Consider the following 11,472-nt stretch of genomic DNA (forward strand, 5'->3'; position numbering starts at 1 on the left):
GCGCGCCAGCGCCGCGGCGACCGCGCGGGCCGCGGCGGCGTGCCCGTCCGGGTCGCGGGCGGCGAACGCCAGGTCGTCCATCTCGCGTTGCAGCACCCGGATCCCGAGCCGCTCGGCGAACGGGACGAGCAGCTCGTGCGAGGCCGTGGCGATCCGGATCCGCTTCTCCGGCGAGTGGAAGCCGAGCGTGCGCAGGTTGTGCAGCCGGTCCGCCAGCTTGATCACCAGGACCCGCAGGTCCGCGGCGGCGGCCAGCACGATCTTGCGGAACGTCTCGGCCTCGGCCCGCGCGCCCCAGCGCTCGCCGTCCAGCTTGGTCACCCCGTCCACCAGGACGGCCACCTCGTCGCCGAACTCGGCGCGCAGCTCGCCCAGCGTGTACGGCGTGTCCTCGACGGTGTCGTGCAGCAGCGCGGCGACGAGCGTCGCGGTGTCCATGCCCATCCCGGCGAGGATGGTCGCGACCGCGAGCGGATGGGTGATGTAGGGGGCGCCGGACTTGCGCAGCTGCCCGCGGTGCAGCCGCTCGGCGACGAGGTAGCCGCGGACGATCTCGCGTTCGTCCCGGCCGGGGCAGACCGACCGGTACTGCGCGAGCAGTGGCGCGAGCGCCGGATCGCAGGGGCCGACGGTCACGCGGCCGGCCCCGGGCGCGTGCTTCTCCGCGGCGCGCGGCGGACGCGTGCGCGCGCCGGATGTGTGCTGGTGGGGCGTGCTCTCCCGCACGCCGCGGACTCTCATCGTCCACCCGCCTGACACCGGCCCGTGGCGTGGATGCTACGGGGTGTAACTGGCATTATGCGCGAAGTGTCAGCCCGCGCGCGAGAGGGCCCGGGCCGGGGGGCGGGCGCGTCGCGGCGGGTCGGGGCGGGCTCGTCGCCGGGGCGCCCTTCGTTCGTCCCGGCCGTGAATCATTGTCGAATGGGCGCGGGCCGTCAGGAGTGATTCACGCGGTGCCGCGCCGGACGGACGCCGATCTCGCCCGCGTCCGGTCGTCATGACCTTTCGCCCGGTGGGGAGAGTCGGTCAATATTTTGCCGTCGTCCGGGCTCGGCGGTGGGGTTCCGGGGGAGTGGCGGGGCCCTGTTCGGCGGGCCGCACGGAGGCTCGGAGCCGTGATCACCTGAGGTCGGAGGGTGGTCCGGTGCCGTGGGACTCTCGCGAATAAGGGCGGCCGTGAATTTCTGACCCGAAGGCAATTCATAAGCCCTACGTGAACCTTTCTCGCGTGTGCGGGCCGTGGTTAGCGGCCGGGTCCCGGGAGCCGATGCGCCGTCCGTCAATGGCGTCCCGGACGGTTTCGTGGACGGTGTGAGGGTGCCCGCATCCGGCCACCGGTGGACGCGCCGGGCGGGCAGGTGCCCGTTCCGCCGGGGTCCGGGTTTGGTTTCCGTCAAGAGATGGTCCAGAGACCCTCTGGAGTCCGCGTGAGGGCCGGACGGGGTGTGTCGCCCACGGTGGTCGCATGCTCGCCGACCGTAGTGTTGCGGCTCATCGCGGTCCCCTCCTGCGGAAGGGCGCGCCGCGGTCGCGGAAGGCGCGCCGAAGGGCGCGCCGCGGTGCGCGACGGATGTGACGGCCAGGGTTGTTCGAGCCGTGCCGGCCTCCAGGGTCGGGCCGGGCACGGAACGGCGGGGGGCAGTGCATGACGGCTGAGGTGGATCCGGGCGGCGTGTTCGGGCGGGGGACGGGAGACCGGTCCCGCCGGCCGGAGGTGGAGGTCGTCGGGGTCGGCCCGTTCGGGCGTCCCGCGCCCCACCTGGCCGCCGCGGTCTGCCGGGCCGGGGGCCTCGGCGTGCTCGACCTCGGCACCGACCGGGCCGCCGCGCTGGCCGCGCTCGCCGACCTGACCCGCTGGTGGCGGGGCGAGTTCGGGATCCGGGTCCAGGCCGGATGCGGGGTCCGCCCCGACGAACTGCCCGGCAACGCCCGGACCGTCCTGCTCGACCACGTCTCCCTCGACGACACCATCGCGTACGCGCGCGGGCGCAGGCTCCTCGTGGAGGTCGTCGACGGCGCCGAGGCGTCCGACGCGCGCGCCGCGGGCGCCGACGGCCTGATCGCGCGCGGCTGCGAGGCGGGCGGGCGGATCGGCGACCCGACCACGTTCGTCCTGCTCCAGGAGCTGCTCGGGTCCCCGGAGATCACCGTTCCGGTGCTCGCCGCGGGCGGGATCGGCCCGCACACGGCCGCCGCCGCGGTCGCGGGCGGCGCGGCGGGCGTCGTCCTGGACGTCCAGCTCGCCCTGGTCCGCGAGTGCGAGCTGCCCCGCGACGTCGCCGACGCGCTGCGCGCCATGGACGGCAGCGAGACCCGCGTGACCGGCGGCCACCGCATCTACACCCGCCCCGACCTGCCCGACTTCGACCTGTCCGGGCTCGGCCCGGCCGAGGCGAACGCGCTGCTCGGCGCGTCCGGGCTGCACGTCAAGGCGCTGCCGGTCGGCCAGGACGGATTCCTCGCCGCCGCGCTCGGCGACCGGTACCGGACCGCCGGCGGCGTGGTCCAGGCCGTCCGGGAGCAGGTCGGGGCGCATCTGCGCGCCGCGCTCTCGGCCCGCCCGCTCGCGCCCCGCGACAACCCGCCCGGCGCGCCGATCAGCCGCGACTACCCGGTCGTCCAGGGGCCGATGACGCGGGTCAGCGACCGGTCCGCGTTCGCCGCCGCGATCGCGCAGGACGGCGGCCTGCCGTTCCTCGCGCTCGCGCTGATGGGCGGGGACGAGGTGCGCGACCTGCTCGCCGACACCGCCGACCGGCTCGGCGGACGGCCCTGGGGCGTCGGCGTCCTCGGGTTCGCGCCGCCGGAACTGCGGGAGGCGCAGATCGAGGCCGTCCTCGCCGCGCGGCCGCCGTACGCGCTCATCGCGGGCGGGCGCCCGGCGCAGGCGGCGCCGCTGGAGGACGCCGGGATCTCCACCTACCTGCACGTCCCGTCGCCCGGCCTGCTGGAGCGGTTCCTCGGCGAGGGCGCGCGCAAGTTCGTCTTCGAGGGCCTGGAATGCGGCGGGCACGTCGGCCCGCGCGCGAGCTTCCCGCTGTGGGAGGCGCAGGTCCAGCGGCTGATCGAGTTCGCCGACCGGCATCCGGGCTCGGCGGGCGCGATGTCGGCGCTGTTCGCGGGGGGCGTCCACGACGAGCGGTCCGCCGCGATGGTCGCCGCGCTCGCGGGCCCGCTCGCCGAGCGCGGCGCGGACGTCCGCGTCCTCATGGGCACCGCGTACCTGTTCACCTACGAGGCCGTCGCGGCCGGGGCGATCATGCCCGGCTTCCAGAGGACCGCCGTCGAGTGCGCCGGGACGACCCTCCTGGAGACCTCGCCGGGCCACGCCACGCGCTGCGCCCGCACCCCCTACGCCGACGCGTTCGAGCAGGCCAGGCAGGGTCTGGAGAACGCCGGGACGTCCCGCCGGCGGATGTGGGAGCAGCTGGAGGAGCTGAACCTCGGCCGGCTCCGGATCGCGGCCAAGGGCCTGCGCCGCGGCCCGGACGGCGGCGCGCTGGAGAGCGCGTCCGGCGACGAGCAGGCCCGCGAGGGCATGTACATGATCGGGCAGGTCGCGGCGCTGCGGTCGGCGACGACCAGCATCACCGGGCTGCACGAGCAGGTCACCTCGGGCGCGCTGCGGTTCCTGGAGTCCCGTGCCGCCGCGCTCGGGGTGACCGCCCCCGGCGAGGACGCGGCCGGCGCGGGGGCCGCGCCGCTGGACGTCGCGATCGTCGGCATCGGCTGCGTGTTCCCCGAGGCCCCCGACGCGGGCGAGTACTGGGCGAACATCGTGCGCGGCGTGGACGCCGTGACCGAGGTCCCGGTCGAACGCTGGGACCCGGACGTCTTCTACGACCCGGAGAGCGGGGACGGCGAGAAGAGCCCGTCCAAGTGGGGTGGGTTCATCCCGGACGTCCCGTTCGACGCCTTCGCCTACGGCCTCCCGCCGAACTCCCTCGGCAGCGTCGAGCCGGTGCAGCTGCTCGCCCTGGAGGTCGCCTCGCGCGCGCTGCGCGACGCGGGCTACGACGAGCGCCCGTTCGACCGGTCCCGCACCGCCGTGGTCTTCGGCGCGGAGGCCGGGGCGGAACTCGGCACCGCCTACTCCGCCCGCGCGATCCTGCCGAAGTACTACGGCGAGGTCCCGCCCGGCCTGGAGGAGCAGCTCCCGAGGCTCACCGAGGACTCGGTGCCCGGCGTCCTCTCCAACGTGATCGCCGGGCGGATCGCCAACCGGCTCGACCTCGGCGGCGCGAACTACACCGTGGACGCCGCGTGCGCCGCGTCCCTCGTCGCCCTCGACGCCGCCTGCAAGGAGCTGGCGACCGGCGCGGCCGACATGGCGCTGTGCGGTGGCGCCGACCTGCACAACGGCATCTACAACTACCTGATGTTCTCGTCGGTCCACGCGCTCTCCCGGAAGGGACGCTGCGCCACGTTCGACGCGTCCGCCGACGGGATCGCGCTCGGCGAGGGCGTCGCGTGCGTGGTGCTGAAGCGGCTCGCGGACGCCGAACGCGACGGGGACCGGATCTACGCGGTGGTCAAGTCCGTCGCCGGGTCGTCCGACGGACGCTCGCAGGGGCTCGCCGCGCCGTCCGTCCCGGGGCAGCGTCGCGCGCTCGACCGCGCCTACGAGCGCGCCGGGATCGACCCCGCGCGGGTCGGGCTCGTCGAGGCGCACGGCACCGGCACCGAGGTCGGCGACCGGACGGAGCTGACCACCCTCACCGAGACGTTCACCGAGGCCGGGACCGCGCCGGGCGGTGTCACGCTCGGCTCGGTCAAGTCCCAGATCGGGCACACCAAGTGCGCCGCCGGGCTCGCCGGGCTGATCAAGACCGCGTACGCGCTGCACGCGGGCGTCCTGCCCGGCACGCTGCACCTGGACGAGCCGAACCGGGCGTGGGGCGGGCCCTCCAGCCCGTTCGCGTTCGGCCGGACGGCGCGTCCGTGGGCCGCCCCGCCGGGCGAGCGGTTCGCCGGCCTGTCCGGGTTCGGGTTCGGCGGGTCCAACTTCCACGCCGTCCTCGCCGGGTACGACGGCGCGCCCGAACCGGTCTCCGGGCTGGCCGCCTGGCCCGCCGAGCTCCTGCTCGTCCGGGGCGCCGACCGGGACGCCGCGCGCGCCGAGATCGACCGGCTCGCCACCCTGGCGGACGTGCCGGGCGCCCGCCTCCGCGACCTGGCCCGCACCCTCGCCGAGCCGAACCCGGCCCGCGTGCAGGTCGCGATCGTCGCGTCCGGCCTGGACGACCTGCGCGCCAAGCTCGACGTCGCGCGCGGGTTCGCGTCCGCGCCGGGCGTGGCCGTCGCGCCCGCGAAGGCGGGGGAGACCGGCAAGGTCGCGTTCCTCTACCCGGGCCAGGGCAGCCAGCGGCCGAACATGCTCGCCGACCTGTTCGTCGCGTTCCCCCGGCTCCAGCGCCTGCTGCGCCTCGCGGGCGGACGGTACGCCCCGGTGATGTTCCCGCCCGCCGCGTTCACCCCCGACGACGAGCGCGCCCAGCACGACGCGATCACCGACACCCGCGCCGCGCAGCCCGCGCTCGGCATCGCGGGCCTCGCCGTGCACCGGCTGCTGACCGAGCTGGGCGTCCGGCCCGACCTGGCCGCCGGGCACAGCTACGGCGAGCTCGTCGCGCTGGCCGCCGCGGGCGTCTACGGCGAGGACGACCTGGTCGAGCTGTCCGCGGCGCGCGCCGAGGCGATCCTCGCCGCCGCCGTCACCCACGGCGACGACCCGGGCTCGATGGTCGCCTGCGCCGGGACCCTGGACGAGGTCCGGGCGGCCATGGCGGGCATCTCCCAGCTGGTCATCGCCAACCACAACGCGCCCCGCCAGGTCGTGATCTCCGGGTCGACGCCCGCGCTCGACCAGGCCCTCCGGGCGCTGTCGGCGCGCCGGATCGCCGCGACGCGGATCCCGGTCGCGGCCGCCTTCCACAGCCCGCTCGTCGGCGGCGCCGCGGCGGCGCTGCGCGCCGAGCTGTCCCGCCGGGACCTGCGCTCGCCCGCGTTCCCGGTCTGGTCCAACACCACCGCCGCGCCCTACGACTCCGAGCCCGCCGAACTGCGCGCCACGCTCGCCGGGCAGGTCGCCGCGCCGGTCCGGTTCGTCGAGCAGGTCGAGGCGATGTACGAGGCGGGCGCGCGGGTGTTCGTCGAGGCGGGCCCCGGCCGGGTCCTGACCCGGCTGGTCGGGGAGATCCTCGGCGACCGCCCGCACACCGCCGTGGCCTGCGACGCCCCCGGCGGGGACGGCGTCGGACGGCTCCTGCACGCCCTCGCCGAGCTGGCCGTCGCGGGCGTCCCGGTCGACGCGGGCGCGCTGTTCGCCGGGCGCGACGCCCGTGTCCTGTCGGCCGCGCACCCGCCCGCGGTGCCCGGCTGGATCGTCAACGGCCATCTCGTCCGGACCGCTGACGGCGCCTATCTCACGAACTCGCTGCGACCCGCCGAGCGGGTCGCGCTCCCCTCCTCGGGAGGCTCCATGCCCACCTCCGACATGCCCACCTCCGACAAGCCCGACGACGCCCTCACCGCGGCCGCCTCGACCAGCGCCGCGACCAGCGCCGCGGGCGGCGTTCCGGCCCAGGACCCGCTGCACACCGCCGTCCTGGAGTACCTGCGCACGAGCCGCGAGCTGGTCGCCGCGCAGCGGGACGTCGTCCTCGGCCTGCTCAACAAGAACGCGTCGCCGCCCGTGCCGGGCGGGGTGCCGTCCGCGCCCGTGCCCCCGGTGCCCTCGCCCCGGCCGGTGACGTCGGGGCACGCCGTCCCGCAGTCGCCGTCCGCGTCGCCGCCGGTCCTCCCGTCGCCGCCGGTTCCCGCGCAGGGGGCGGTTCCGTCCGTCCGGACGCCGCCGGACGAGCTCCCGGCGGAGCGGCCCGAGCCGCCGGCGCCCGGCCCGGACGAGATCCGCGCCGCCGTCCTGTCGGTGATCGCCGCCAAGACGGGCTACCCGGAGGCGATGCTCGGCGTGGACCTCGACCTCGAGGCGGACCTGTCCATCGACTCCATCAAGCGCACCGAGATCATGGGCGAGCTGGCCGACCGGGTCGGCTTCGCCGGGACCGCCGCACGGCTGGACGAGGCCGTCCTCGAGCGGCTCACCCGCATCACGACCATCGGCGGGATCGTCACGTGGATCGGCGACCGCCTCGGCGCGTCCGCGGGCGAGCCCGCTTCGCGGCGGGAGACCGCGGCCGCCGGGGACGACGCGCCGCCGACCGTGGAGCCCGCGGAGCCCGCCGAGGCCCCGGCGGCGCCCGTGGTGGCCCCGGTCCGGCAGGTCGTCCGGCTGGAGGGGCTTCCGCCGCTGCCCGCCGCCGAGGTCCTGCCCGGACGGTTCGACGGGTGCGCGTTCGTGATCGTCGACGACGGCTGCGGCATCGCCCTCGAACTCGCCGACCTGCTGGAACAGCAGGGCGCGCAGGTCCGGACGCCGCTGGACGCGGGCGACGCGTGCGACGGCCTGATCCATCTCGCCGCGCTCCGCCCGGGAGGCGGGCCGGTCCTGCCCGCCGCGTACGCCGGGATCCGCGAGACGCTGCTGTCCGGGCCGCGCTGGCTGCTCCTCGGCACCGGCGCGGGCGGCGCGTTCGGCCGCGGCTTCGACGGCGGCGTCGGCGACCCGACCCCGGGCGCGGGCCTGCGCGGCCTCGCCCGGACGCTCGCCAAGGAGTTCCCCGAGACGCTCGTCCGGGCCGTGGACGTCGACACCAAGGACAGCCCGCGCGCGATCGCCCTGCGCCTGCTGGCCGAGCTGCTCGCGCCCGGACGTCCCGTGGAGGTCGGGTACGACGGCGACGTCCGGCAGACGATGGTGCTGGTCCGGGAGGAGCTCCCGGCCGCGTCCGCCGCGACCGGGCCGGACCTCGGGCCGGACGGCGTCGTCCTGCTCACCGGCGGCGCGCGGGGCATCACCGCGCGGGTCGCGCTGGAGCTCGCGCGGACGACGGGCTGCCGGATCGGGCTCATGGGCCGGACGCCGGAGCCGGGCGCCGAGGATCCCGCGCTGGCGGGCGCGCCGGACCAGGCCGCCCTGCGCCGCGCGCTGGTCGCGCAGGGCGGGCGGACACCGGCGGAGATCGAGGCGCGGATCCGGGGCGTCCTCGCGGAGCGGGAGATCCGCGCGACCCTCGCGGCGCTGCGCGAGCACGCGGCCGAGGTCCGCTACCACGCGGCGGACGTGCGCGACCCGCAGGCCGTCCGCGCCGTCGTCGAGGACGCCTACCGCCGCTACGGGCGGCTCGACGGCGTCGTCCACGGCGCGGGGCTGGTGGAGGACCGGCTCGTCCGCGACAAGACGCCCGAGTCGTTCGGCCGGGTGTTCGGGACGAAGCTGTCCGGGGCGTCCGCGCTCGTCGCCGCCGTCCGGTCCGACCTGCGGTTCTTCGTGGTGTTCGGCAGCGTCTCGGGCGTGTACGGGAACCGCGGGCAGGCCGACTACGCCGCCGCCAACGACGCGTGCGACACCCTCGCCCGGGTGTGGCGGACGCGGCTGCGCGGCCGGGTCCTGGTCGCCGACTGGGGGCCGTGGGCCGGGGGCGGCATGGTGTCGCCGGAGATCGCCCGCGAGTACGCCCGGCGCGGCGTCGCGCTCGTCGACCCGGACGCCGCCGTCGCCGCGCTCCTGCGCGAGATCGCCGCCGGGGACGAGACGCAGGTCGTCCTCTCCGGCACCGTCGCCGACCCCGCCGGCATCGCCGAGGACCCCGCCGGTACCGCCGGTACCGCTGGAACCGCTGGAACCGCCGCGGACCCTACCGGGGCCGCCGGAGCGACCTCGTGACGACTCCCGCGACCGGCCCGGCCACCGGACCCGCCCCCGGCCTCGTGACAGGCCGGGGCTCCGGCGCGGCGGGCGGCGGGCCGATCGCCGTCGTCGGCCTCGGGGCGGTCTACCCCGGCGCGGGCTCGGCGGCGGAGCTGTGGGCGAACATCCGGGCGGGCGTGGACGCGATCACCGACGTCCCGCCGCACCGCTGGGACCCGGCCGTCCACCACGACCCGTCCGCCGGTGACGGGCCGCCGCGCGCCGGGCGGTTCGCCTGCCGCCGCGGGGGCTTCGTCGACGACCTCGCCACCGCCGACCCGGCCCGGTTCGGGATCCCGCCGTCCGCGGTGGCCGGGATCGAACCGGATCAGTTGCTCGCGCTGCGCACCGCCGCCGAGGCGATCGCGGACGCGGGCGGCGACGAGCGGCTGCCGGACCGGGACCGGATCGGCGTGGTGCTCGGCCGCGGCGGCCACATCGGCCCGGCGCTCGCCCGGTACGACCAGCGGATCACGGCGTTCCAGCAGGTCGCGGCGATCCTGACCGAGCTGCTCCCGGACCTGCCCGCCGCCCGGCTCGAGCAGATCCGGGACGCCTTCCACGCCCGGCTCGGCCCCGAGTCCCCGGACGCCCCCGCCGGTGTCCTGCCGAACCTCGCGGCGTCCCGCGTCGCGAACCGCTTCGACCTGCGCGGCCCGGCCTACACGCTCGACGCCGCCTGCGCGTCGTCGCTGATCGCGGTCGAGCACGCCGTGCGGGCCCTGCGCTCGGGGCAGTGCGACGCGATGCTCGCCGGAGCCGTCCACCACTCCCACCACGTCACGCTCTGGAGCGTGCTCAGCGGCCTGCGGGCGCTGTCGCCGACCGGGATGATCCGCCCCCTGGACCGCGCCGCCGACGGCACGCTCTTGTCGGAGGGCACCGGCATGGCGCTGCTGAAGCGCCTCCCGGACGCGCTGCGCGCCGGAGACAAGATCTACGCGGTGATCCGCGGGGTCGGGTCGTCCAGCGACGGACGCGCGTCCGGCCTGCTCAGCCCCCTGGTGGACGGCCAGGTCCTGGCGCTCGAACGCGCCTGGGCGGACGCCGGGCTCGACCCGATCGCGCCGGACGCGGCGGGCCTGGTCGAGGCGCACGGCACCGGCACCCCGGCCGAGGACGCGGCCGAGCTCGCCGCGCTGCTCCGCGTGTTCGGCGACCGGGGGAGCCCGCTGCGCGTCGGCACGGTCAAGTCGATGATCGGGCACGCGATGCCCGCCGCCGGGATGGCCGGGCTGATCAAGGCCGCGTGCGCGCTGCACGACGCCGTCCTGCCGCCGACGCTGCACGTCACCGAGCCGCACCAGGCCATGACCGGGACGCGGCTGACGCCCGTCCGTGAGACCGCCGGATGGGAGCGTCCGGCGCACGCGCCGCGCCGCGCCGTCGTCAACGCCTTCGGCCTCGGCGGGACGAACGCCCACGTCGTCCTGGAGGAGGCCCCGGCGGTGTCGAAGGCGCACCTCGGGCCGCTGCGGCTGCGCGCCGGCGGCGCGGACGGCGAGCGTGTCCTGCGCCTGGCCGCCCGCACGCCCGCCGAGCTCGCCGACCTGCTGCGCGTCCCCGACGACGAGCTGCTCGGCCAGTGCGACCGCGAACCCGCCGACCTGCCCTGCCGCCTCGCGATCGTCGCCCCCGACACCCGCGGGTTCACCCTCGCCCGCGCCGTCGCCGAACGCGGCACCCCCTGGCGCGGACGCGGCGACATCTGGTTCACCCCGCGCCCGCTGCTCGCCGCCGGCGGACGCCTGGCGTTCCTGTTCCCCGGCTTCGAGCCGTCCTTCGAGCCGCGCGTGGACGACGTCGCCGACCACTTCGGCCTCGACCGTCCCGCCCTCACCGGACGCACCGACCTGATCGGCCACGCCGCCGACGTCATGGCGGTCGGGTGGCTGCTGGCCCGGGCGCTCGCCGAGACCGGCGTCCGCCCCGACGTCGCCGCGGGCCACAGCCTCGGCGAGTGGACCGCGATGCTCGTCTCCGGCATGTACCGGCCGGACGCCATGGACACCTTCGTCGGCGCCCTCGACCCCGGCGGCCTGCGCGTCCCGGACGTCGCCTACGGGGCGCTCGGCTGCGGCGCCGACCGGGCCCTGGAGGTCCTCGGCACCCGCGCGGACGTGGTGGTCAGCCACGACAACTGCCCGCACCAGTCGGTCGTCTGCGGCGATCCCGGGGCCGTCCGGGAGATCCTGCGGCGGCTCGCGTCCGAGGGCGTGCTGGGACAGGAGCTGCCGTTCCGCACCGGCTTCCACACGCCGATGGCCGCGCCCCTGCTGGAGCAGCTGCGGCCCGCGTTCCGCGCGCTGACCCTGCACCCGGCGGAGATCCCGCTCTGGTCGGCGACGACCGTCGCGCCCTTCCCCCGGGACGAGGACGAGATCCGCGACCTCGTCCTGCGGCACCTGCTGGAACCGGTCCGGTTCAGCGAGCTCGTCGAGGAGCTGCACGGCGCGGGCGTGCGCGCGTTCGTGCAGGTCGGACCGGGCAGCATCACCGGATTCGTGGGCGACCGGCTCGGCGACCGCGAGCACCTGGCGATGGCCGTGAACGTGCCGCAGCGGTCCGGCATGGCGCAGCTGCGGCGCGTCGCCGCCGCGCTGTGGGCCGAGGGGCACGGCGCGGGCCCGTCCGCCGCGCCGCCCGTCGTGCCGTCCGGGCCG

The 11,472-nt window shown here is 77.0% G+C and carries 3 protein-coding genes; 2 read left to right on the forward strand and 1 reads right to left on the reverse strand.

The window, feature by feature from the left end:
* Positions 1 to 726, reverse strand: a 726-nt coding sequence (locus EBO15_RS41220; protein ID WP_233616826.1) for an HD domain-containing protein, incomplete at its 3' end; no start/stop codon positions are given.
* Between the two features lie 919 nt (positions 727 to 1,645).
* On the opposite strand from EBO15_RS41220, the gene EBO15_RS41225 reads away from it, so the two are divergent.
* Together EBO15_RS41225 and EBO15_RS41230 are read left to right on the forward strand one after the other, a co-directional pair.
* Positions 1,646 to 8,785: a type I polyketide synthase gene (locus EBO15_RS41225; protein ID WP_122199883.1), complete on the forward strand. Its 7,140-nt coding sequence runs from the start codon at positions 1,646 to 1,648 to the stop codon at positions 8,783 to 8,785.
* The coding region (locus tag EBO15_RS41230) for a type I polyketide synthase (protein WP_122199884.1) at positions 8,782 to 11,472 on the forward strand (2,691 nt) is incomplete at its 3' end. The genes EBO15_RS41225 and EBO15_RS41230, both read left to right, overlap by 4 nt.

This window comes from Actinomadura harenae (genome assembly GCF_003696215.1).
GTDB classification, from domain to species: Bacteria; Actinomycetota; Actinomycetes; order Streptosporangiales; family Streptosporangiaceae; genus Spirillospora; species Spirillospora harenae.